This is a genomic window from Sphingobacterium sp. JB170 (assembly GCF_900163865.1).
Taxonomy (GTDB): Bacteria; Bacteroidota; Bacteroidia; order Sphingobacteriales; family Sphingobacteriaceae; genus Sphingobacterium.
In genome coordinates, this window is record NZ_FUKU01000043.1 from 80878 (window position 1) to 106678 (window position 25801).

17 protein-coding genes are annotated in these 25801 nt (G+C 41.8%); 13 read left to right on the forward strand and 4 right to left on the reverse strand.

Annotated features, from left to right (window positions below):
- Positions 1-116 precede the first annotated feature (116 nt).
- From FM107_RS12925 to nirB, 3 genes are all read right to left on the reverse strand, one after another.
- The gene (locus FM107_RS12925; RefSeq protein WP_086948925.1) at positions 117-1181 is read right to left on the reverse strand and encodes an acyl-CoA desaturase; all 1065 of its coding nucleotides are present in this window, start codon (positions 1179-1181) and stop codon (positions 117-119) included.
- Between the two features lie 292 nt (positions 1182-1473).
- Positions 1474-1845, reverse strand: a complete 372-nt coding sequence (gene nirD, locus FM107_RS12930) for a nitrite reductase small subunit NirD (protein WP_086948926.1) — start codon at positions 1843-1845, stop codon at positions 1474-1476.
- Positions 1846-1881: 36 nt separating this feature from the next.
- Entirely contained in the window at positions 1882-4395 is a 2514-nt protein-coding gene (nirB, locus tag FM107_RS12935; protein ID WP_086948927.1) for a nitrite reductase large subunit NirB, read from the reverse strand.
- Between the two features lie 208 nt (positions 4396-4603).
- Between nirB and cobA the strand changes: the two genes are divergently transcribed.
- The 9 genes from cobA (at position 4604) to FM107_RS12980 (ending at position 17556) form a co-directional block, all read left to right on the forward strand.
- Positions 4604-5353, forward strand: coding sequence for a uroporphyrinogen-III C-methyltransferase (cobA, locus tag FM107_RS12940; protein ID WP_086948928.1), 750 nt, complete (start codon positions 4604-4606; stop codon positions 5351-5353).
- 17 nt (positions 5354-5370) lie between these two features.
- Positions 5371-6318, forward strand: coding sequence for a molybdopterin-binding protein (locus tag FM107_RS12945; protein ID WP_086948929.1), 948 nt, complete (start codon positions 5371-5373; stop codon positions 6316-6318).
- A 1-nt stretch (position 6319) separates the two neighbouring features.
- On the forward strand, positions 6320-7504 hold the full coding sequence (locus tag FM107_RS12950; RefSeq protein WP_179204479.1) for a molybdopterin molybdotransferase MoeA: 1185 nt from the start codon (positions 6320-6322) through the stop codon (positions 7502-7504).
- Positions 7505-7533: 29 nt separating this feature from the next.
- Complete coding sequence (locus FM107_RS12955) at positions 7534-8859, forward strand: NarK family nitrate/nitrite MFS transporter (RefSeq protein ID WP_086948931.1); 1326 nt, start codon at positions 7534-7536, stop codon at positions 8857-8859.
- Positions 8856-12392, forward strand: a complete 3537-nt coding sequence (locus FM107_RS12960; protein ID WP_256959523.1) for a nitrate reductase — start codon at positions 8856-8858, stop codon at positions 12390-12392. Before FM107_RS12955 ends, FM107_RS12960 begins: the two co-directional genes overlap by 4 nt.
- A complete protein-coding gene (locus FM107_RS12965) occupies positions 12382-13839 on the forward strand; it encodes a rubredoxin (RefSeq protein WP_086948932.1) in 1458 nt (485 codons plus the stop codon). The genes FM107_RS12960 and FM107_RS12965 overlap by 11 nt, the downstream gene beginning before the upstream one ends.
- Complete coding sequence (locus FM107_RS12970) at positions 13840-14427, forward strand: molybdenum cofactor guanylyltransferase (RefSeq protein WP_086948933.1); 588 nt, start codon at positions 13840-13842, stop codon at positions 14425-14427.
- A 241-nt stretch (positions 14428-14668) separates the two neighbouring features.
- The gene (locus FM107_RS12975; RefSeq protein ID WP_306298659.1) at positions 14669-15586 is read left to right on the forward strand and encodes a DUF808 domain-containing protein; all 918 of its coding nucleotides are present in this window, start codon (positions 14669-14671) and stop codon (positions 15584-15586) included.
- A gap of 116 nt (positions 15587-15702) precedes the next feature.
- Positions 15703-17556 carry a hypothetical protein gene (locus tag FM107_RS12980; protein ID WP_143559485.1) on the forward strand — a complete coding sequence of 618 codons (1854 nt, stop codon included), beginning with the start codon at positions 15703-15705 and terminating at the stop codon, positions 17554-17556.
- Between the two features lie 70 nt (positions 17557-17626).
- Here FM107_RS12980 and FM107_RS12985 read toward each other — a convergent pair whose 3' ends face one another.
- Positions 17627-18085, reverse strand: a complete 459-nt coding sequence (locus FM107_RS12985; RefSeq protein ID WP_086948936.1) for a MaoC family dehydratase — start codon at positions 18083-18085, stop codon at positions 17627-17629.
- Between the two features lie 301 nt (positions 18086-18386).
- On the opposite strand from FM107_RS12985, the gene FM107_RS12990 reads away from it, so the two are divergent.
- The 4 genes from FM107_RS12990 (at position 18387) to FM107_RS13010 (ending at position 25679) form a co-directional block, all read left to right on the forward strand.
- Entirely contained in the window at positions 18387-19511 is a 1125-nt protein-coding gene (locus FM107_RS12990) for a peptidoglycan bridge formation glycyltransferase FemA/FemB family protein (RefSeq protein ID WP_086948937.1), read from the forward strand.
- A gap of 1087 nt (positions 19512-20598) precedes the next feature.
- Positions 20599-23241 carry an alpha-L-rhamnosidase gene (locus FM107_RS13000; protein ID WP_086948939.1) on the forward strand — a complete coding sequence of 881 codons (2643 nt, stop codon included), beginning with the start codon at positions 20599-20601 and terminating at the stop codon, positions 23239-23241.
- Positions 23242-23383: 142 nt separating this feature from the next.
- Positions 23384-23917 carry a gluconate 2-dehydrogenase subunit 3 family protein gene (locus FM107_RS13005; protein ID WP_086948940.1) on the forward strand — a complete coding sequence of 178 codons (534 nt, stop codon included), beginning with the start codon at positions 23384-23386 and terminating at the stop codon, positions 23915-23917.
- A gap of 43 nt (positions 23918-23960) precedes the next feature.
- Positions 23961-25679 carry a GMC oxidoreductase gene (locus FM107_RS13010; RefSeq protein WP_086948941.1) on the forward strand — a complete coding sequence of 573 codons (1719 nt, stop codon included), beginning with the start codon at positions 23961-23963 and terminating at the stop codon, positions 25677-25679.
- The last annotated feature ends 122 nt before the right edge of the window (positions 25680-25801 follow it).

The window sequence follows — 25801 nt, forward strand, 5'->3', positions numbered from 1 at the left end:
AATATAACTTTGTGTTATAAAGTTTCGTGAGCCGCTTAACTGTATTCAGCGGCTCACGAAACTTCGGTATTTTAGCTTGTGGTTGTTAAATTAATTAATTTAAAATGGAAAGTCGCTTAGTGCTTACCCATTAGTTGAATCACTTGAACATGCGATTGAAATGCGTGTCCAAATGATTTGAATTCGATATACGGGATATTAAATTCCATGCAAGTTTGCTTCACGATTTTATTAAGTGCCGGATAATGTACATGACTTATTTTTGGGAATAGGTGGTGTTCAACTTGAAAGTTTAATCCACCTAATAGCCACGTAAGCGCTTTGTTTGAGGTTGCAAAATTTGCTGTTGAACTGAGTTGATGAATCATCCACTCGTTCTCGACGTGCCTGGATTCGTCGGCGGTAAATTCTGTCTCTGTAACCACGTGAGCGAGTTGGAAAACGGTCGCTAAAGACAGACCGCATACAATGCCTGCGATTAGTAGCCCCACAAATACGGATAGCCAGCCAAGGAAATATACAGGTATTACAATAAAAATGATAAGGTGGAGTATTTTACTGGTCCAGAAAATTACTTTCTCCCGCATCGGGAGAAGGAACTGTTCGGAGGTTTTTCCAAGTTTTTGTCTGAAAAATTTCTCATAATCTTGGTAGAAGATCCAAGCTAAGTAGGATATACCGTAGAGTAGGAGGAAATAATACCGTTGAAAACGGTGGTAATCTTTGCGTTGTTGACTTTCATGTAAACGCATGAACTTAACTTCGATGTCGAAATCTTCTCCTTCGATATTAGTAAAGGTGTGGTGTGCGATATTATGCTTTAATTTCCAGAAGTAAATGTTTCCGCCCAGTAAGTTGAGACTGTAAGAAAGTATCGTATTTGTTTTTTTGTCTGCAGAAAAGGTATTGTGGCCTGCGTCATGCATGACATTGAATCCAATTGCAGAAAGGTTAACTCCTAGAATTAGGCATAATAACACCGAGATTATCCAGTGTGGTTGGATAAATACAAGCGTAACATAGGTGATTGCTAGTATGCCGAATAAGATACCTGCTTTGAGCGCGATTGTTCGGTCGCCGGTTTTCTTTTTATCTTTTTGCTTGAAATAACTGTTTATTTTTCCCTTGAGTGCTTTGGAGAATAATGTGTTTACATTATTGAATTTTATTGTTGATTTCATGTTGTCTTGCACCCTTGCGTAACTTCGAAAAGTTTAAATTGTCTCATCGAACCGCGCATGATACCTATATAGTATTAATATCAAATATATGTAAATGCGATTGGATTCAAATGAGGGTAGTATTAATTTAATACTATTTAACGTTCTAACAACTCCACTTGAAGCTTTTTGTGAGTGGTCCTCAATCATCCGTATGATTGGTTATAATGTGGAAGTGTTTAAAGGCCAAAGCAAAGAGAATATAAAGCATCGGAGGGTTTGTTTTCTCCGACACTCTGTGGCTACTCGTTTGTTACTGGTCTATGAGTGTCGGGTGAGGTTCGGTAACTGCGATATATACGTTTCCATTTTCGATTTTGACGGGGTATGTTGCAATGCTACATTCGTCGCCTGTTAAGCATTCTCCGGTGTCTAGTGCAAATGTTTTTTTATGGAAAGGGCACGCGACTTTAGGGGTATCTCCTAATGATCCCAACATACCGCGACTTAAGATCATTTGTTTTTTGTGTGGGCATTCGTTTTGAGTGGCAAACCATTCGTTTCGACGCGTAAAATAGAATAGTGCAATTTGTTGTTCGTTTAATTTTAGGCAAATTCCACCGTTTTCGATAGCGTCTTCTACCCGACATGCCGATAGCCACTGTTTTTGAGTTTCTTGTTTCATGATGTTGGTCATTTGATAAAAAAGGAATTTTTTTATTTAAACGTTCGTAATCGAATTCCAGTCGGCCGCTACTTTTTGCCCTCGAACTGTGCGAAATTGTACATTGTGATCTTTTTCCTGTGGTGCATTTGCAAAATGTACAAAGCGTTTTCTTAGCTGCGGGTCATTAACAGCGGTTTTCCATTCACATTGGTAATTGTTAACCAGGTGTTGCATTTCGGTTTCCCACTCCAAAGCCATGTTTAAACTATCCGTAACAATGACATTTCGTAGGTAATCTATCCCTCCTTCCATTTTATTTAGCCAGCTTGCAGTACGCATGAGTGGGTCTGCTGTTTTGATGTAAAACATAAGAAACCGATCGATGTATTTGATGCACGTCTCGCTATCGATGTCGCTAGCAAGCAATAGTGCATGCTGGGGTTTGCTGCCGCCATTTCCACAGACATATAGGTTCCAGCCCTTTTCAGTCGCAATTATTCCAAAATCTTTACTTTTTGCTTCGGCGCATTCCCGAATACATCCGCTCACGGCCGATTTTATTTTGTGCGGTGAACGTACGCCTTTATAACGCTCCTCAATTTGAATTGCGAATGAGACGCTATCGTGAAGGCCAAACCGGCACCAGGTGCTTCCTACACAGCTCTTAACGGTGCGTAAAGATTTACCGTAGGCGTGTCCGCTTTCGAAGCCGGCAGCAATTAACTCCTCCCATATATGTGGGAGGTCGCCCAGATGGGCGCCAAACAGATCGATGCGTTGTCCGCCAGTAATTTTTGTATAAAGACCGTATTTTTTTGCCACATAGCCAATCGTTATCAGCTTGTCAGGTTGTATCTCGCCGCCTGGAATACGAGGAACAATCGAGTAGGTGCCTCCTTTTTGTATGTTTGCTAAATAGCGATCATTACTGTCTTGAGTGACATCATTGCCTTGTTGTAAGATCATTTCATTCCATAGGCTAGCCAGAACGGAAGATACAATGGGTTTGCACACCTCACAGCCGTCACCAGTACCTAAATTGTCGATCGTATCGTCGAACGTTTTTAGTTTGTGAATTTTGATGAGGTCGTATAGTTCTTGTCTGCTAAGTTCGAAGTGCTCACAGATTGTGTTTCTAATGTATTTTCCCTGTTTTTTCAGCGTGTTGTTTACAAGGTCATTCACCATTGGTGTGCATCCGCCGCAACCCGATCCTGCTTTTGTGCATTTTTTTATGTCCTCGGAGTTTTCACAACCTTGTTGCATTACGGCGTCTATTATATTCGATTTGGTAATTCCTTCGCAGCTGCAAATAAGCGCATCATCGGGGAGTGCATCTAATCCAGTTGTGTCCGAATTGCGATCGGAAATTGGACCATAAAGTAATTCCTCAGGGTGATCGGGGAGTGGGATTTTATTGGTTGTCGTTTGCAAGAGCATGTTGTAGTCCGATGCGTCGCCGACTAAAACTCCTCCAAGTAGATTTTGACCACATGTACTGATGTTTAGTCGTTTGTAGACACCTCTGTTTTTATCTTCAATAATTAGCGTGTGGGCATGCGGCTCTTCGATAAAGGGGTCACCAAAGCTTGCCACATCAACCCCCATTAGTTTTAGCTTGGTGCTCATGTCGAATCCAGAAAATTCCTTTGTATTGTTGAGTATGTGCGATGCTGCAACCTCTGCCATTTCATAACCGGGAGCAATTAACCCGTAAATCATCTCGTTGTGTATAGCGCATTCGCCAACGGCATAGATGTAGGGGTCGGAGGTTTGCATTTTGTTATTTACCAGAATACCACCTCGTGGGCCAGTCGCTAATCCGAGTTTCTTGGCGAGTTCGTCGCGCGGGCGTATGCCGGCTGATATAATAAGGATATCTGTTTCAATGTTACTACCGTCGGCAAATTCGATCCCCGTAATGTTTTTATCGCCCAGAATCTGTGTTGTCGATTTTTGGAGTAGGCAGTCCACACCGAGTTGTTTTAATTTTCCCTGCAATAACCAGCTTGCGCGTTCATCGATCTGTCGAGGCATTAATCGCGGAGCGAATTCGATGACGGATGACTCTCGAATCCCAAGATCTAATAATGCCTTTGCGGCCTCGAGTCCTAATAATCCGCCGCCCATCACCGTGCCTTTTTTCGCGCTTTTTGCATAGAGTTTTATCTGGTTCAAATCTTCAATCGTGCGGTATAAAAACACGCCTTGTTTGTCTGTTCCGGGAATATCGGGCACAAATGCCGCTGATCCCGTTGCAAATACCAAGTAATCGTATTCTAGGTGTATGCCTTGTTGCGATGTGACTGTTTTTTTTGTCGAGTTGATCTGGGTGATCGGGTCGTTTAAGTGTAATTTGACACTATTTAGTGTGTACCAGTCGGTTTGCGTTAGGTAAAGGTCCTTCAGCGTTTTGTTTTTGAAGTAATCTGTTAAATGAACACGGTCGTAAGCGCGAAAAGACTCTTCACTAAAGATGGTTATTTCTATGTTAGGATCTTTTTGTTTGATTTTTTCACAAAATTTATTACCCACCATTCCATTTCCTATGATTATTATCTTTTTCATCTTTAATTATAGTTGTTTTTGTGGGTTATTAATTATTTATTTAGCTAATTTATGTATTATTTTTATATATTCAATAATTAACTATATTTTAATTGATATTTTTACATAAAATTATTTTTTTATTGCATTATGTAGTGTTATTGGTTTGTTTTTTTAATAAATTTGGTTTTATGTTTATCAATATATTGATTTTTATTAAAAATATAGTATGAATACATTGTTTTTGGTGGGATCTGGTCCGGGTGACCCGGGTTTGTTAACGATAAAGGCCTATGAAACGATAAAATTTGCTCAAGTTATCTTATTTGACAACTTAGTTGATGAGCGGATAATCGAATTGGCACCTGATAATTGTATAAAACGATTCGTCGGTAAAATTCCATATGCGAAACAGGTGACTCAAGATGAAATCCATGCCTTAATTTCATTTTACTGTAACCGATATCGACGCGTAGTAAGATTAAAGGGTGGTGACCCGTATATGTTTGGTCGGGGCTTCGAAGAATGGTTGTATGCAAAACGGCGATCCATAGATGTTCAATACATCCCGGGAATCAGCGCTATGCAAGGTGCAGGGTTAAATAGCATTCCCTTAACGCATCGGGGCGTGAGCAATGGCGTGTGGGCATTGACGGCAACAAAAGAAGATGGTGCGTTCGCCTGCGATTTGAGTTTGGCTGCACAAAGTACATCGACAGTTGTAATTTATATGGGAATGCAGAAACTCGCGCAGATTGCGCGTGTCTATGTGATGCTGGGAAAAGCCGACCGGCCAGCGGCCATCGTACAACAAGTTTCCTGTAAGGATCAAAACCAGGTTCTTTGCTGTGTTGCGGACTTAGTAATGGCAAGCGAAAATAGCGGCTTATCTAATCCAGCGATTATTATAATTGGCGAGGTTGTCGATCTACAGAATACGCTTCGAGCGGCTAACGAAACAACACGTATAGTAATTTGATCTTGAATAAAAAATAGATGCTTGATATTAGTAATAATACGCTTAGGCGAAGACGAAGTTCTGCTGTCTCGGTCGTTTATTGTACCCAGGATTGTGTCAATCAACTAAAGATTGACCTGGAACATGCCCAATTATTGTTTTCCCAAGCAAAACTGGCGGGATACCAAGCGGCGAAGTTGACCGCGCAGATATTCGCCAGCAGACACGTATTGCCGATAGATGCCTTAGCGATCACCTTTAGCTACGTCCAGCCTTCAACTGATCAACTATTCTTTACGAACTACCCTAACTATGAGGCAGGAATTTTAGTTTGTGCGGATGGCAGTTCGCTTGTACGAGCCCCGATTGATATGGAATGCTTGTCGGCTGCGACTGCAGCCAGTTTACAACTCTACGAACAATTGTTTTACACCGCCGGAGAAATAGAAATAGGTTCTATGAAGCTATTACCTAGCGAAGATGAGTCGTCTAGCAATATGGGGCCGCTCGATAAGCTCCGATGCGCAGTATTAGTCTGTTCGGACAGCATTGCATCGAAAAGTCGCGAGAATAAAAGTGGCGATTTAGTGATTCAGATACTCGAAGAACATCATGTAACGTTGGTTGATCATCGGGTGTTACCTTGTGCTCTTGAACGTATTCAAAAACAGGTTCAATCTTGGGCCGCGCAGGATGTCGATTTTATCTTTACCTGCGGTGCTACCGGTTTAGGAGTTAAAGATTTAATTTATGAAGCTATCAATCCGCTTCTGCACAAGAAAGTAGAGGGGGTTACGCATGCCATGTATGCCCACGGTACACTTCATAGCTCACGAGCTATGTTCAGTCGGACCGTAGCAGGAACAATAGGGCAGTCGTTTATAGTGACTTTGCCTGGAAGTAGCAAAGGGGTGCAAGAATCCTTGAAAGCTATCTTGCCTGATTTATTTTATGCAAAAAAAATGCTCTCAGCAAAAAACTCATAACATGAACACTATTCAACAAACGCATGCTATCATTCGTGCGCAAGCACATCCTTTTACTGCGGTCGATTGCGACATTGATCATCTGGATCGACACGTGCTGGATGAGGATATATTTGCTGATCGGGATTACCCTCCGTTTGATCGAGTGGCTATGGATGGGATTGCATTACGGTATACAGATTGGCAATCAGGGACGCGCCGATTTCGAATAAAAAGCGAGGTGTTTGCCGGCGATCGTGCTACGGGTGAGATCGGTGCTGGCGAATGTTTTGTAATAATGACCGGCGCTGCTTGCCCTGTATCTGCCGACACGGTAATTCGAAAGGAAGATCTAGTATATCACGGGGAAATGGTAGAAGTGACCTCCGCAGCATTAAAGCCGTATCAAAATATTGCCAAAAAAGCAGAGGACTGTTCCAAAGGAGAGCGTATCCTCCCCCGCGGACGGCTGTGCGGCCCTTCCGTAGTAGCTCTACTTGCGGCTTTAGGTAAGCCATCGGTACGGGTTTCCAAAATGCCAAGTACAGCAATCGTTACAACCGGTTCGGAGATTGTAGGGGTAGAAAATAAGGTTCGCCGCTTTCAAATACGTAATAGCAATGGTCATCTTCTGGTATCGATGTTAAAAAAGTGGAATATTACGCCGGAATATAAAATTCATGTTAAAGATTCTAAAAAAGCATTGTTCTCCGCTCTTGAAGAGGCACTAAAGTCAGAGTTAGTATTGATAAATGGAGGGATCTCTGCGGGCGATGCGGATTATGTTCTCGAGATGTTGCAAGCCCTTGATGTGGAGATACTAGTTTCGCGCGTTGCTATAAAGCCGGGTAAACCCTTCACGCTTGGCCGAAGTAAAAATGGAACCCTAGTTTTTGCCTTACCCGGCAATCCATTATCCTGTATGGTTACGTTTATATTATTTGTCGAAAACTATTTACAAGCGTGCAGCGGTATCCTTCCCGAGCGTTGTAACCTCGCTTCGGTAAATTTCCACAGGAAAAACAATAGCGGTTTTGACGAATTTTTCCCGGTACGCGACAACCCAAACGGGATCGGGTTAGAACTTATGCAATACAACGGGTCCGGCGATATTACCGCCGGACTTGAGGCGTCCGGTTTTGGCTGGCACCCAAGAGAATTAAGTGATCTACATCCTGGACAACAGATTTCATACATACCATATTAGTCAAATATTTATTCAACTAACTCGCTACTATGCACAGTCAACAACCATTAGATAAGCTTCGGATATTTTCATTCAAGGGTATACAGATGCGTACATTCCATTTGACATGGATCACCTTTTTTTTCTGCTTTTTTGGATGGTTTGGTACCGCGCCGTTAATGCCGCTCATTCGTGAGCAATTAAATCTATCCAAAAGCGAAATCGGAAATATTATTATCGCCTCGGTTTCGGCGACAATATTCGCCCGACTTATCGTCGGTAAGTTGTGCGATATGTGGGGCCCACGTCTAACCTACACCGGACTGTTGATTTTAGGATCGATTCCCGTTATGTTTATTGGTCTGAGTAACAGTTATGAATCTTTATTACTATTTAGGTTTTTTATCGGCATCGTCGGTGCCTCGTTCGTGATTACACAGTTCCATACATCGTTGATGTTCGCCCCTAACATTATAGGAACCGCCAATGCAATTACTGGAGGGTGGGGGAATCTCGGTGGCGGTGTGACAAACCTTGTTATGCCTTTGATTGCGATGGGTTTTGCTGCTTTAGGGTTAGTAAGTAAAGAAGACTCGTGGCGCGCAGCCATGATTGTCCCTGGTATTATGCTCTTGGTTATGGCTTTTTTTTATTACCGCTACACCAAAGATACGCCTGCGGGTAATTTTAAAGAGATAGCGGCACGTGAACACGGGGAACCAAAACAGAAAGGTACTTTCCTCAACGCCCTAAGAGATTATAGGGTATGGGCGCTGGCATTTGCATATGCAGCGTGTTTTGGAATCGAATTAACGGTTGATAACGTTGCTGCAACATTCTTCGTCGATCGCTTCGGAACGAGTTTCTTGCTAGCAGGAGTGATGGCGAGCATATTTGGAGGGATGAATCTCTTTGCCCGTGCAATCGGGGGGATAGTGAGTGATAAAGTTGGACAATATTATGGTATAAAAGGAAAAGGTATCGTTCTCGGTATCTTATTAATCTTGGAAGGTATTGCGATCGTTTTTTTTGCATTAGCAAACACTTTATTACTAGCAATCATTGCGATGATTATTTTTGCTTTATTTCTAAAAATGGCGAACGGATGCACTTATGGTATCGTTCCTTTTATAAATCGGACAAATATTGGAAGTGTAAGTGGAATAGTAGGAGCCGGTGGAAATATTGGCGCGATGCTCGTCGGCTTTTTGTTTAAATCAGAAAGCCTTAGCTATGCCGACGCATTTTGGTATATCGGTATTGGTGTCGTTTTAATTGGATTTGTCGTTGTCTGCATAAAATTTCAAACGAATCCAAAGGCTGTGCGGACGAGAAATAGTATGAGAAAGGTTTATAGTAAACCCCTAGTAAGATGAGTAGAATGAACTCCAATAAATCAATAGGAAGTACCTGTTGCTACTGCGGTGTGGGCTGTGGCGTGCAAATTAGTCGTGAAGACGACCTCACCGTTCGTGTTATCGGCGACGTAAATCACCCGGTAAACAAAGGGAAATTATGTAGCAAAGGATTGAATCTGCAATATACTGTGAACGACCGAAGTGACCGGTTACTATATCCCGTCGTACGTTATAATAAACATTTACCGAGGCAGCGTGTGACGTGGGATGAGGCATTGGCACGCACTGCAGCCGTATTCAAGACCATTATCGAACAGTATGGGCCAGACTCAGTTGGTTTCTACGCATCAGGACAATGTTTAACAGAAGAGTATTATGTCGTCAACAAGCTTATCAAGGGATTTATCGGAAGCAATAACATTGATACAAATTCCCGGTTATGCATGAGTAGTGCGGTCAGTGCTATGAAAATGAGCTTGGGGGAAGATTCGGTCCCTATATGTTACGATGATATTGAGCATTCCGACTGTTTACTCGTTGAAGGCGCTAATCCTGCATGGTGTCACCCAATATTGTGGCGTCGCGTGGAAGCACACAAAGAAAAGAACCCGGAGGTGAAAATCATCGTCGTCGACCCACGGTCTACAGATAGCTGCTCCATTGCGGATTTGCACTTGCAGATTAATCCAGGTACGGATATGATTTTAAATTACGCTATTGGACGCATCTTAATTGAAAAGGGAAATATTGACGTAGGTTTTATTGCCAATCATACGCAGGGGTTTGCGGATTATGAAAAGGTTGTTTCGGAAAGAACGCTTTCTCAATCAGCGGCGATATGTGGCCTAAGCGAACAAGATATTCTGCTTGCAGCGACCTACATTGGAGAATCTACGGGTTTTTTAAGCATGTGGACGATGGGGTTGAATCAGAGTGCCAATGGTGTTGATAAAAACTTAAGTCTTATCGATTTAAATCTAATTACGGGGAAAATTGGAAAACCGGGTTCGGGACCGTTTTCCTTAACGGGGCAGCCGAACGCGATGGGAGGAAGAGAGGTTGGTGGCTTGGCGAATTTACTGCCCGCACACCGTGATCTGGCCAACGCGCAACACCGCGGCGAAGTAGAGGAATTTTGGGGCTGTACAAAAATCGCTGAAAAACCAGGGCTCACCGCTACAGAAATGTTTGAAGCGCTGCACCAAGGACGCTTAAAAGCTATTTGGATAATGTGTACTAACCCCCTTACCAGCCTTCCGAATGCGCGCTTTGTGGATGAGGCATTGCGCAAAGCAAAATTTGTTGTTGTCCAAGAGATCACAGATAAAGCCCAAACATTGGAATATGCAGATGTCATTTTACCAGCTGCCGCATGGGCGGAAAAAGAAGGGACGATGACTAACTCAGAACGTCGGATCAGTCATATACGTAAATTGATTGAGCCACCAGGGGAAGCGTTGCCTGACGCTGAAATCATCTGCCGGTTCGCTCAAAAAATGGGATATCCGGGATTCGATTACAAAACTCCTCAGGACATATTTAAAGAGCATACGCGCTTGACAAAAAAGACAAATATAAATATTGAGGGTCTCGATTATTCGGAGATTGATAGACAAGGTACAGTTCAATGGCCTTACTCGAAACGATCGAAATCGAGTACGAAGCGCCTATTTACCGATGGCGTGTTCTATACTAGCAATATGCGGGCTGTTATTCATAGTTCGCGAGCAAATTTGCGCAGCGAGTTGGTGAGTGTAGATTATCCATTAATCCTGACTACTGGGCGTATTCGTGATCAGTGGCACACCATGTCCAAGACAGGGAAAGTAAATAAACTAAATCAACATATTAAAGAGTCTTTTCTCGAAATCAACGCACAGGATGCGACATCGTTGTCGATTCATGAAGGTCAGCTCGTCGACGTGAGCTCTTTGCGAGGCGACGTTCGCGTAAAAGCAAAACTTAGCCTTTCTATTAAGCCAGGGGTTGTTTTTCTTCCAATGCATTGGGGTAAGGTGCGTGACTCCGATTTGCTACGTGCTAACAATTTAACAAACGATTTGTTAGACCCGGTTTCAAAACAACCGGATTTTAAATATTGTGCCGTACGTGTTCAGCCCTATAAGAAGGCTAAAGAACGTATTGTAATCGTCGGCGCTGGGGCTGGCGCCTTTGGTTTCGTGAAGTCGTATCGTGCGTTGAATACGGTCGACGAGATTATTGTTTTTAGCAATGAAAATTTGCCATTTTATAATCGTGTAATGTTGCCTCATTATGTAAGCGGTGAAATGCAGTGGGAGCAGCTTATAAAGATGCAAGACGAGCAGGAGGCGGAGTTTAATATTCAACATATTCGTGGTGTAAGCGTGACCGCGATAGACCGGCAAGGAAAGCAGGTGTTAGACTCGCGCGGTATTCGAACACCATATGACGTGCTGATATTAGCAACAGGAAGTAGACCGGCTGTGCCTAAAAATGTTCCAAAATTACCGGGGATTTTTACGATGCGAAAACGCGAGGATGCCGATAGTCTGAAGAAATATTTGCCTAAAGGGGGACATTTAGTGATTATTGGAGGGGGCTTGCTCGGTCTGGAAATGGCTGCTTCACTTGGTGAAATTGGATTTAAAATAAGTATCGTTCAACGCGTCTCGCGATTTCTCAACCGACAATTAGATCCTTTAGGGAGTCAGTTGTTACATCAAGAAATGGTTGATCAGGGGTGCAACGTGTATTACAACGATGAGGTGCAGCTGTATTATGGCAGAAGTAAACTTCGTAAAGTAGAGTTAAAAAGTGGGCAACAGATTCAATGTGACGCTGTGCTTTTAGCGGCTGGGACCACGCCGAATATCGAGCTGGCAAAAGATGCTGGTTTAGCATGTAAGCGTGGCGTATTGGTTGATCATTACCTACGCACAAATGACCCTAATATCTATGCGATCGGCGAAATTGCGGAATTTCAAGGAATGCTCTATGGAATTACGGCAGCAGCAGAAGAACAGGCTGAGGTTGTAGCTCGTTTTCATAACGGGGATGTGTCGCGCTCTTATGAAGGTAGTTTATTTATGAATATTTTGAAGATTCAAAAATTCGACCTATGTAGTATTGGTGTCACCGAATGCCCCAATGAACACTATCAAGAGATTGTATTTATCGATAAAGCAAAACGGTATTATAAAAAATGTATCGTTTATCAAGATCGTTTAGTAGGCACGATTCTAATCGGCGATAAAAGTGAATTTATAGAATTTAAAAATCTAATCCAGGGTAAGATTGAGTTGAGTGAGAAGCGGATACAACTTTTACGCGGTGGTATGCAAAAGGATCCCGTTGTTGGACGACTGGTTTGTTCGTGCGGTCAAGTAGGAATCGGTAATCTGGAAAAAGCTATTGAGAGTGGATGTAAAGATATGAACGATTTATGTGAATCCACCGGTGCTAGTCAAGGGTGTGGATCATGTCGTCCAGAGGTTCAATCATTACTCGATAAAATGCTTGCGTTAGAGAAAGTTAGTGGTAAAAAAAAGGAGGTTGCGCATGCTGGTTAAGGAAAATAAAGAATTACGCTGGGTATCCATAAATTTTATCGGCGGAGTTGTTGCTGTCGGTGAACTGTTGACGTTAGTCGAGAGTTTGGATGATATCGGTATTCATGCGGTACGGTTTGGGACACGTCAGCAGATGCTTTTCCAGGTAACCAAAGAAGAACTATCGGACCTAGAATATGTTTTTTTAAATCTTGAACTCCCTATTGAAGTAGGCATAGATTTTTCTCCAAATATAGTAAGCTCGTATGTCGGGGAAGGTATTTTTAACAAGGCTATCTGGCTTCGTGAGGGGGTATACAAGGATATTCTCGAAGGCTTTGATTTTACGCCAGATTTAAAAGTAAATATCGTTGACGGTACCCAGTCTTTCGTGCCTTTTTTTACCGGAAATTTAAATTTTGTATGCTCTGAAATCAGTAATTATTGGTATCTGTATATTCGATTCCCTAAAACCAATAATTTTTACTGCTGGAATTCTTTAGTCTATTCGGGAGATATTGCGCCACTCAGTGCATTTTTGGATAAAAAGAACTCGGGGTTCCCCCACCTTACTGGCGCTGAGCTTGAAACAGCTGCTGTTAGTACAGGTCAATTTTTGTTTCAGTCAGTAGACGTCCCCTTTCAGGGTGCATCCTTTAAGCTGCCTTATTACGAAGGGTTTAACACCTATCACGATAAGTTATGGCTTGGTATTTACCGACGAAATGAGGATTTTTCTATGGCGTTACTAAAAGATATTTGCATGATATGCCAGGAAACTCGTATTGCGCAGCTGTACACAACGCCATGGAAATCGTTAATCATCAAAGATATTTGTACCAAAGATCGTCCTTTGTGGGATAGTTTGCTGGATAAACACCGAATTAATCTACGCCACGCATTAAACGAGCTAAATTGGCAATTGGGGGACTTATGTAATGAAAGTCTCAAATTGAAGCAAATGCTCGTGCAGTATTTAAATCAACTGGACGTTCGTACCTATAAATTGTGTTTTGGAATTAAAATTAAATCGCAAACTGGCGTCTGGGGCTCGGTCATTATTTCGCGCTCGGATCAAAATGAATCCGGTCACCTTTACAAGGTAGAGCACACGGTAGATTTTGATCCCAATTCAAAGAAACTGCTTTCATTCCGAGAGAAAATTCCTTTGGAACACTTGGGGTCGGTACTGCTGGATATATGCGAATATTTTTACTTAAATCAACAAAAAGAGCTTGCCGAGAAAAGTTTACCGCGGGAAACGCGTGAAAAGCAAGTTAGTGATAAAGTTATCCATCAATGTTCACGTTGTTTAACGGTATATGATGCAGCATGGGGAGATCCCCAGCAAGGTGTCGAAAAAGGTGTACCGTTCGATAGACTATCTAACACTTACCGCTGCTCTTTGTGTGGCGCTCAAAAATCAGAATTTTCTCGTGTTTCCACGGACGAACTTTATGCTGGTTAAATGGAGAATCAACCAACAAACCTAATGGGATTGGTATTGTGTGGGGGGGGGAGCTCGCGCATGGGAAGCGATAAAGGCCTGTTGCGCACAGTTGGCGATTCCGCTTGGGTCGTTCGTCAATGTCGCCTGCTTGCCAGTTGCACGGTTTCCATGTATGTGTCCCTGCGTTCCGAACAAATCATATCCTACCGACGGGTTGTTGAAAATGTAACCTTTATCCCAGATTCGGTAAACGTCAAGGGACCATTAAACGGTTTATTGAGCGCCCACCATAACAACAAATCTGAGGATTTTCTGGCGCTCGCTTGTGACATGATTTCGATAAATAGCAATGCGCTTATTAATCTTATTTCTACGTACCAGACGTTTCCAGATGCAGACGTGTATTTATACACAAAGGATGATCAGATGGAACCGATGTGCGCGATTTATACAGCCAAAGGTTTGCGTAAGATAGATTTGATGTATATGGAAAATAGATTGAGAACGTTCTCGATCAGAAGCATCGTAGAGGAGTTAGATTGTAAACGAATCCAGTTGCAGACCGAATTTAATTTTAAAAATTATAATTCTCCAACAGATCTTTAGCAGAATTAAAGATCTTAATTTTTGAGAAATTAGGCCGTTCAATGCTCAAAAAACTTAGCAAAGCCAAACAAACGTTACAAAGATCCAACAAGTAGCTAACCCAAACATTCTTTGAAATGGATAAAACATTTCGGATACTCTTGTTTTGAGATATTGTTGGACAAACATGAGGTCAATTAAAAAAAAAAGTTAATTTTACGTACGCGACTTCCGAAAAGCAATTGTAAAATCACCTTTTGACGTGAAGCGCTTTTGTGAAATAGAAAATGATAATAACTCAATTTATATGGCCTCAGGTTTCTTTGCGATTTTAGATGATATAGCAGCATTAATGGATGATGTGGCAGTTGCGAGTAAAATTGCAACGCAGAAAACTGCTGGCATATTAGGGGACGATTTAGCAGTGAATGCCGAGAAGGCAACTGGTTTTTTAGCCAGTCGTGAAATACCTGTCCTTTGGGCTATTACCAAAGGTTCATTGCTCAATAAATTAATTATTGTACCCGTCGCCTTGTTGCTCAATGCATTTGTGCCTGTAGCCGTTAAATATATACTGATTCTAGGTGGCTTATACCTAGCATATGAAGGGGTAGAGAAAATTGTCGAGTTTCTTTTTCATCGGCAAAAGAAAGGAAAAGAAGTAATTCAAGAACACAACGCTTCCGATGCCGACTTGGAGAAGACAAAAATTAATGCGGCAATTACTACAGACTTTATTCTTTCTATAGAAATAGTAATCATAGCACTCGGTACTGTCCTAGATCGCGAGTTAACTCTACAAATATTAACGGTTTCGGTTGTCGCTTTACTCGCAACTGTCGGTGTATATGGTATCGTTGCCATAATCGTGCGCATGGACGATGTAGGGCATAAACTGGTGTTGGTTTCGGGGGATAAGCATTTTTTAAATGTATTGGGACAATCATTGATTAAAGCCTTACCGTTAATCATTAAAGGGTTAAGCATCGTTGGTACGATTGCGTTAATCTTAGTCGCTGGGGGGATTTTTTCCCACAATGTGGATTATTTTCACCATTTGTTTCCAAGCTGGCCCTCGATTCTTAAAGAAATTCTTCTAGGCATCGTCGCTGGTTGCATTGTTCTCGGAATAATTAGCCTCATAAAACCATTTTTACCGAATAAGAAAAAAGCATATTAAGAAGCTAAGCTTACCTGATTGGGAGGACAAAGTAACTGATAAATAAACGGGCGGCTCGTAAGTGAGTGCGCTATATTTTTTTAACTATTCTGGTTATAAATTGATAGGTATTAAAGATGAGATTGAGTCATATTTTTACTCCGTATGTATGCTTCGTAGCGTTAGGGTTTCTGTCTTCAAGTGTGGTCGGTTGTAAGATACAGAAAGATCGTGTGTATCAGACTGAATTGGAAAGCATTAAAAATCGCGCGCAGCTGCAGTTACGAGCCGATGCGGCGGAGTTTAATAATTACAAAGACCGTCCCGAATCTGACGGACCCTTCCACGCGGGGAATAATCAACGATTCCTAACCGATAATGTACCGCTATTTATTAGTTCGGATGTCGACTTTACGCGCGTATACAATTACCGATGGTGGATGATCAGTAAACACCTAAAACAATATCGAGATCCTCATGATGGCGTTGAGTATTGGGTTGTAACAGAGTTTTTCGGCGATCGACCATGGGCTACCTTGAGTGGCGCTATCACTTGCCCTGCAGGACATCAGTTTTATGATGTACGATGGTTGCGTGATGCGAAGTACATAAAATCATATGCTGATTATTATATGCGTGGATCCGCATCGTATCTATCCCAACGAGAAAATGGAAATTTTTTGACCTATAAAGAACGTCCCGAAAGTCATCACTTTTCAAGTTGGATGATTGATGGGGTCGAAGCCTTTCTAAAAATACACCCTGATCCGAAGTGGCAGCGCGGGATATTACCTTCATTAGAAAACCATCAGCAGATGTGGGATAGCCTTTTTACAGTTCAGAACCCGCAATCGAAAACTGCAGGAATGTATAAAATACTTGATTTGTACGACGGGATGGAATTTAGTCTCTCTGCGGTGTTGGGACTCATTGAAAGTAAAGGCGCTTATTCGCTCTATACAGATGAAAACTGGCGGAATTATTATTTAGGCTGGGCAACCACAAACACGACGGCAGCCTCGAAGTATGCGGAACAATATCCCAAAGCATTTCGGAAGGGATATCCGGATTTTTATTTATCTCGACCTTCCATTAATTCTTACGCTTACGGTAACCTTGCGTCATTATCAACCTTATATTCCTTGCAGCATGACGAGGCCTCCTTGCAAAAGGCAAAACTGTATCATCAGCGTGCCGCGCGGGTACAGCAAAGTATACTATCAATATTGTGGAATGAACAAGATCAATTTTTTTATACCACTACAGCCGGAGACAATCAGTATGGGGTGAGTGATTTTCAAGCGCACGTGCGGGAGTCAGTAGGGTACACGCCGTGGTATTTTAATCTTATACCTTTCTCGGACCAAGCGAGATATGAAAAGGCTTGGGATATGTTTTCCTCGAAGCAGGGTTTTGCAAACCAAGCGGGTATGACAACAGCAGAACGCCAACATCCGTATTACAACGAACAGGCATACGCATGGAATGGTAGAGGCTGGCCATTTCAAAATTCCATCGTTTACAAGAGTTATGCGAACTACTTACGCAATTATAAAGATACCATACTTCATGAAGATCGTGAATTGTTATATAATAATATCGAGCAATTGGTGCATTTACATGGTAAAAACGAACTGAACATTGGAGAATGGTATATCCCAAGTGACGGGACATCTTTTGGTGGTGAAAAAGACTATTTTCATTCGACCTTTCCTGATATAATTATTGAAGATCTCATCGGATTTAAAGCAATGCATGAAGACAAATTTGTGTTGGAATCGCTTTTACCTACCGATAAATGGACGTATTTTTACATTGGAAATATTAATTACCATGGACACGAGGTAGATATTATATGGAAAAGAGATTGGGATTTAATTCAGGCGGGTGATCAATCAAATCTTTGTGTGTTTGTTGATGGACGTTTAGTGAAGCGAAATCAAAATTTAAACGCGAAAATTACGATAGAAATTGGTCAAAATAAAAATTAATGACCAACGCGCATTGAGCGGTTTTAAATTACTATTGAATGCAATGCACGTTGGTAATTTATGTTTGCCGTTAATTAAAATGATATAGAAAAACTACGTCGCCCACATAGGCTGGTTTTTTTTGGTCATTGATGAGTAAGGTAGCTTGGATAACCGCCTTTACAACGCCACGCAAATCGGTGATTGATTTAATTTTTGCTTGAAGTTGTACTTGATTATTTACAAGTACCGGTTGACCGAAGCGTAAATTTTCGATACCATAATTAATCTCCATTTTCACGTTCCGTACTTCAGCAATTTGTTTCCATAAATATGGGATCAAGGATAATGTAAGATAGCCATGTGCAATAGTAGAGTTGAACGGGCCATCCTTCTCTGCTTTTTTCGTGTCAACATGGATCCACTGATGATCGAGCGTTGCATCCGCAAATTTGTTTATCTGTGCTTGGTCAATCGTATGCCATTCAGAAACCCCTAAAATTTTGCCCTCGTGCGATTTGTATTCCTCAAAGTTGTTGATTATTACCATTTTTTCTGCTATGATTATCTATTGATTTGATGAAACTTCAAGAGGTCACATCGACCGTTCCCCTTTTTTTGTTAAATGTATTAAAAACTATCTATACAATTCAAATGAATCAGGGAATTTTGTTTGCCAGAATTAGAAACATTGGTCGGCGTAAATTCGGAAGCGGGACGTTATTTTAACTTTATATTGACAATGCTATTCGGCGTTGGATAACTTTTTGGTTACTTTTGCCGCTTTGGCGCGAGGACAGGCCTCCGTACACGAATTATTTAATAATTAGGAGTAATTTTAGAATATCCGAATGATTGCTGAAATTCAAGATAAAGATTCAACAAATATATTTAAGACGTCGATTATACAGCAAACGTCGTATTGGTCAGAAGTAAAAAAACTACAGGGAATCACCACGAAAGCGTTTGACTTTCGGGCCAAAAATGAGGATCTGTTTGTGGGTATTAAGGACGAATCTTACTTTATTGGCGATCTTCTTGTTCTCATCCAAAAAGTCGATGAGCACTCGACCATAGCATATGTGCCCTACGGCCCAGAGGTGGAGCCCTCGGAAGAGAATCAAGGTTGTTTTTTAGAACAGTTGTCTGAAGGGTTGCGTACCTATTTACCAAGCAAATGTATCATGATTCGATACGATTTGTCTTGGGAATCGCTTTGGGCAAAAGACGACAATTGCTACGACCTTCATGGCAACTGGATCGGCGCGCCGGATCGTAAAATGCAGGAATTGCGATTTAATTTCGCTACTGATAAATGGAATCTGAAAAAGGCTAATACCGATGTTCTACCATCGAATACTGTTTTTATGGATTTAAACAAAGAGTCAGACACGTTGCTTGGAACGATGAAGCCAAAAACAAGGTATAATATTAAGCTTGCCAAACGCAAAGGGGTGGAAATTAGCTCGTTAGGCATTGAAAGCCTAGATATTTGGTACGAGTTATATCGCCAAACGGCGCAAAGAAATAACTTTTTCTTACACGATATAAATTATTTTAAGGTGATCTTGTCTGCGCGTGCGAACGACTCACTCTCCCCGGCAAAAGTATATCTGTTAGTTGCCCATGTTGATAATCGTCCATTGGCCGCCATGTTTTTAGTGATAACGGGTGTTCGTGGTACTTATTTATACGGGGCATCGGCGACTGAAAATCGAAATTATATGGCCACCTATGCCTTGCAGTGGCGGGCCATGCAATTAGCAAAAGAACTCGGTTGTTCGGAATACGATTTTTTTGGTGTTTCACCTGTTGCGGATCAGTCGCACCCAATGTTTGGGTTATACCGTTTTAAAACAGGCTTTGGTGGAAAGCTATATCGAAGGATGGGCTGTTGGGACTACCCCCTTGATAAAGTGAAATACCGGTATTATAGCTCCATGGAATTTAAAAATCAGGCGTACCACCTGGGTTAGTTATGGATGTTGTCTTTATATAATTGTTGAATAAGCCGGCATTGATATCGGGTGACTAAAGGCACCTGATATAGTTTATTAATGATGTTAAACAATATTGACCGGAATGTTTATCGACGCCTAGCGTGTTAATATTGGTTACGGACCGCGCCAATTAGCGTAGAGGCAGATGAGTCGGGGCGTGGCAAGATTGAAATCCCCGTTCAGATGGTCGCCGAAGACCGTTAGTAATTCCGTGTATTTATGGCAATTACTCGTTTCATTTTTAGAATATTATCTGAACAATAGTCTTTTATTATTACGGAGACAATGTACCGCGGCCATTTATTGTTTACGAAACTTGGATCGACCCTAATAAGACTATTCTATTTCACGGACGGACCGGTAGAGGAAGATCTTTTTTTAATTATACCGTCCAAAACTCAGAAATACAGACCCGGTTTGAAGATTACAAATCTTTAGTTGAGTTTTTAGCAGTTCGAAATCATGCTATTGCGGCGGTCTTTGTCTCCATGTTTACCAAGCTTTTAATTGAGCCGAATATCCAGCTTATTGAAAATCCGAATGTGCTTATTCAACCGAGGTCTATAGATATTTTATTAGGCAATATAATCGGTGCTATCGGCGGCTGGATACGTTATCACCAACGGATCCATTTCTTTACTAAAAAGCAAATGAAAAAAACCAAAATTGTATTAACCCACTATAAACATTAACATATCTTGTGAAACACTGACTCTACTGCTCACTGGTAACTCGCCGAGTATGTTGTGCGCAGCAGTTCATCGTTTGGTAATTCACTAAGGACCTAACAAGAATGTTGTGTTTTTTTCTTTACCCTACTTACACTTTAATTTTGGTTTCAAGGTCGCGCAAGTGAACTCGGTTACTAAGGGGAATATAGGTAGATGTACCTGCTATTTCGTTTAAGTATATGTGATTTTTTAAAACAATAGTCGCAGGTGGGTGTATGTTAATCGCACTTTTTCTCTACCTTTAGTTTCCAAAGGCGAATCAAACTTTTTTAAAGGTCGGGAGGATATGCCTGAGTGACTAAACCTATACTAGTATATCGGAAAGAAAAACTATGCGACAATATATATATCTACTAATTCTAATGGGATGTTCAGGATTGCTAACAGCCCAAAACAATGCAATAGTTTACAAAATCGATGCTTTGCGATGCGAACATTTGGATCGCCCCCTTGGTATTGACGAACCTAATCCTCGCCTTTCTTGGCAAATAAAATCGGATCGTGCAGGTATTAAACAGAAGGCTTATCAGCTTATTGTTGGAACCGACTCAATGCAAGTAGCGAGTGGGCATGGCGATAACTGGGAATCCGAGAAAATTAGCGGATCAAAAATGCTCGTAAAATATTCCGGCAGCCCGCTCGTCGGACATACAAAATATTTTTGGCGCGTTACCGCGTGGGATAATAACGATGCAATTTCTAGTTCAAGCGTGGAAAGTTTTGAAACGGGAATGATGGATAAAGGCTGGAAAGGAAGTTGGATTAGTGACGCACATGATATCAATTACCTACCTGCCCCTTATTTTCGAAAAGAAATACGCCTTGCAAAAAAGGTAAAAGTAGCGCGTGCTTATATCGCCGCGGCAGGGTTATACGAATTGTCCCTTAATGGTGCCAAGGTCGGCAATCACCAACTTGATCCGATGTATACACGATTCGATCGACGTACCCTATATGTTACCCATGACGTTACAAACATGCTGAATGAAGGCGAGAATGCGATTGGTGTTATTCTCGGCAATGGTTGGTATAATCATCAACCACTTGCAGTTTGGGATTTTCACAATGCGCCTTGGCGAAACCGCCCTACTTTCTGTATTGATCTAGAAGTCGAGTATGTGGATGGCACGAAAGAGACGTTCGTATCTGAACGTGATTGGAAGACTTCTTCGGGTGGAATTGTGTATAATAACATCTATACAGGAGAACATTTTGACGCAAATCAACAACAAAGCGGGTGGGATATAGCTGGTTTCGATGATTCGTCATGGGATGAGGTACGGTATCGTAGCGTTCCGTCGGCCAACATTGTATCGCAACAATTGGTACCCATTCGGCTAAATAAAGCGTATAAGCCGATTGCGGTCACAAAAATTGATTCCAAAACATGGCTTTTTGATTTTGGACAAAATATGGCTGGTATTACAAAACTGAATGTCGCGGGCGAGAAAGGTATTACACTGACAATTAAGCATGGTGAACGTTTGGACACTGCGGGTAGGTTAGATCTTTCTAATATAGATGTTTATTATCGTGGCGACAAGCAAAAGGAGCCTTTTCAAACGGATGTCGTGATTTTAAGTGATCGTGAGGATGTTGAATTTATGCCCAAGTTTAATTACAAAGGCTTTCGCTACGTGGAAATAACATCAAGTGATGATATTGAACTAAGCGAGGAGAATCTGACCGCATTTTTTATGCACAGTGATGTTCGTTCTATTGGCTCGGTTAATACTTCATCGTCGCTAGTGAATTCATTGTGGAAAGTAACGAACAACGCCTATTTATCGAATCTATATGGTTACCCAACGGACTGTCCGCAAAGGGAGAAAAATGGCTGGACAGGAGATGGGCATTTAGCAATTGAATCGGCTCTCTATAATTTTGATGGAATTACTGTCTACGAAAAATGGTTAGCCGATCATCGCGACGAGCAGCAACCCAATGGCGTATTACCAGATATTATTCCTACCGGAGGTTGGGGGTATGGTACAGCTAATGGTTTAGACTGGACCAGTACGATTGCAATCATTCCGTGGGAGGTCTATCAGTTTTACGGCGATAGTCGCTTGTTAGAAAAGTGCTACGATAACATAAAGCGGTATGTGGATTACGTTGATCGTATTAGTCCCTCAGGGCTTACGAAATTCGGTCGGGGAGATTGGGTGCCGGTGAAAACTACCTCAAATTTAGAGCTTACCTCCTCCGTATACTTTTATGCCGATGCCAATATTTTGGCCTCTGCAGCAAAACTCTTTGGGCGTGATGCCGATTTTGAAAAATATAATGCTTTAAGAAATAAGATACGTGATGCGATAAACGCTAAGTTTTTAGATAAGGATCGTGGAATCTATGCAGAGGGAAGCCAAACGGAGCTTAGTGTTCCATTATATTGGGATGTCGTTCCTGACGAGATGAAAGAAAAGGTCGCTTCAAATCTTAACCAGAGCGTCGAAAAAAGTGATTTTCATCTTGATGTGGGGGTTTTAGGGGCGAAAGCGCTGCTAAACGCGTTAACCGAGAATGGCTATGAACAGTCGGCGTATAAAGTAGCTGTTCAGGACAGTTATCCCTCTTGGGGTTGGTGGGTGGTAAACGGTGCGACTACGTTACTGGAAAACTGGGATCTTCAGGCAAAACGTGATATTTCAGATAACCACATGATGTTCGGTGAAATAGGAGGGTGGTTTTTTAAATCCATCGGTGGTATATTGCCTGATCCACAACGACCCGGCTTTGAACATATCCTATTAAAGCCGATATTTCCGGATGAGCTAAGTGAATCGGAAGTTAAATTTGAATCGCCTTATGGGGAAATAATTACGAGTTGGAAAAAGAAAAACGGCAATGTGAATTTAATCGTTCACATTCCGGCAAATTCCTCGGCGACATTTTATCCGCCCCAAAATGTCGAACGGATAGCGACTGCTGAATTAAATTCAGGCAGGCATGAGTTTAACTTGAAACTTCGTTAATTTGTAGTGTAGTTTCCTGAGTTGTAAATATTCGCGGTTAATGTTGTGCTCTTTTTAAATTGACAACGAAGATAAATTGAGGAAGGTTTTTTTAGTTTGATCTATTTAGTGCAGGGATTTTAGTAATTTTAGATTTGCAATTATGAATGGAAATAGGATAAATCGAAGAGCAGCACTTCGTACAATGTTATATATTGCCGCAGGGACTATGGTGCTTCCAGCGTGTTTTCGTGAATCGGGTTCGAAAACAATTGGGTTGGTGAATATGACCATCAATGAAGAGCAAGAATTATTGCTTGCCGAGGTAGTCGAAACCTTAATACCTTCGTCTCAAACGCCGGGTGCTAAAGAACTTCTTTTGCACCTATTTGTACTTAAAATGGTGGACGACTGTCATAGCCCGGAGGACCAGCGCAACTTCACGGAAGGGCTCGAAGGGTTTGCTGCTATGGAAGATCCGGCCACAGGAACAAAATTTATAAACCTTTCACCAGCGGATCGACTTCGTTTTTTGAAGCAGATTGGCGACCAGGATAACGATAAAATAACGATGTTTTATTCGATGACCAAACGGCGCTGCATACAGGGTTATATGAATTCGAAGAATGTTATGACCGACCTAAAAAAATATGAACTTATTCCCGGACGGTATATTGCCGATTTCAAAATAGGGTAGTTTTGGTTTAAAAACAAAGAATTAAAATAACTGTAGAGGAGACATGAGTAATATTAATTTCAAAAATATAAAAGATCGTCAATTCGATGCTATCGTCATTGGGTCGGGAGCTAGTGGTGGATGGGCAGCAAAAGAGTTTGCAGAAAAAGGGCTGAAAACGCTTGTTTTAGAGCGAGGACGAAATGTTGAACATGTAAAAGATTACCCGACGACAAATATGTACCCGTATGAATTTGATCATAGACTTGAAACAACATATACCGATAAACAGATCAACCCAATCGCTAATAGTTGCTACGCATATAAAGAGGATTCCCAACATTTTTTTGTTAAGGACCATGAACACCCGTATATTCAAGAAAAAGAGTTTGATTGGATACGTGGTTATCAAGTGGGTGGGAAGTCGCTACTGTGGGCGCGACAAACCCAGCGGTGGAGTGAGTATGATTTCCAAGGGCCCGAGCGTGACGGGTTCGCTGTCGATTGGCCGATCCGATATGATGATATCGCCCCGTGGTATAGCTATGTAGAACGATTTGTCGGGATTTCTGGCAATAGGGATGGTTTGGACACGCTTCCCGATGGTGAGTTTTTACCTGCATTCCCTTTAAATCCGGTAGAAGATCATTTTAGAAAGTCTATTCAAACGAAATTTAAAAACCGTTATATTATCAGTGCACGATGTGCCCATCTTTCAAAACCCGAGCCTATTCATATCGAGCAGGGACGGGTCCAATGTCAGAACCGTACACTTTGCCAACGCGGATGCCCATTCGGGGGATATTTTAGCAGCAATGCCTCGACAATACCGTGGGCATTAAAGACAGGTAATCTAACGTTACGTCCCCATTCAGTTGTGCATTCGATTATATATGATGATAAGGCGGGCAAGGCGATAGGTGTAAAGGTTATCGATACAGAGTCCCTTGAAGAACTTGATTTTTTTGCTAATGTTATTTTCGTAAATGCCGCGACACTAAATACAAATTTAATCCTATTGAACTCCAAGTCGAATCGGTTTCCTAATGGGCTTGGAAATGACAATGATTTACTGGGCAAGTACGTTGCTTTTCATAATTATACAGCGCGGATCACTGCAGAGTATGACGGCCTGCTAGACTATCGAACTGACGGTCGAAATCCGGCAGGTGGTGGCTATATTCCCAATTTTCGTAACGTCCGTAAACAAGAAACTGACTTTTTACGTGGATGGGCCGCAGGGTTTGGTGCCAACCGCGGGAACGTTCAAGATCGGAGTGGTGTGGGTGCTGAACTGAAGACGTCTTTGCTAGATAATAGTAAATGGGGAAATTGGAATGTACATTCGCACATGATGGCGGAAACCATTCCGAAGGAAGGTAATACTGTTTGGCTCGACGCGCAGAAAACGGACAAGTGGGGAGTGCCCCTGTTACATATTTCGATCGACTATGCTTCGGATGACTGGGCGCGGCGTGACGACTATTATGAACAGATGACGGCGATGTACGAAGCAGCAGGATTTACAAATATTAAAACATCCAACGATCCGCGCCGCCCGGGAAACGATATTCACGAAATGGGGGGAGTGCGTATGGGGCACGATGTTAAAACATCTCTTTTAAATCGATGGAATCAACTCCATCAGTGTCAAAATGTTTATGTTACCGACGGCGCTTGTATGACCTCGACCGGAACACAAAATCCAACATTAACTTATATGGCTCTCACAGCCAGGGCTGTGGATCATGCCGTTAAATCGTTGAAGACAGGCACAATTTAATGATATTTATCGTCTGCAATTGCTAAAATGTTGTTGTAAGGCTCAATACGGATAACTGCTGGAATCGCCATCGTATTCTAGGATGGTAGCAGTTTTGAATCATATAAATTGAGAAGAACAGG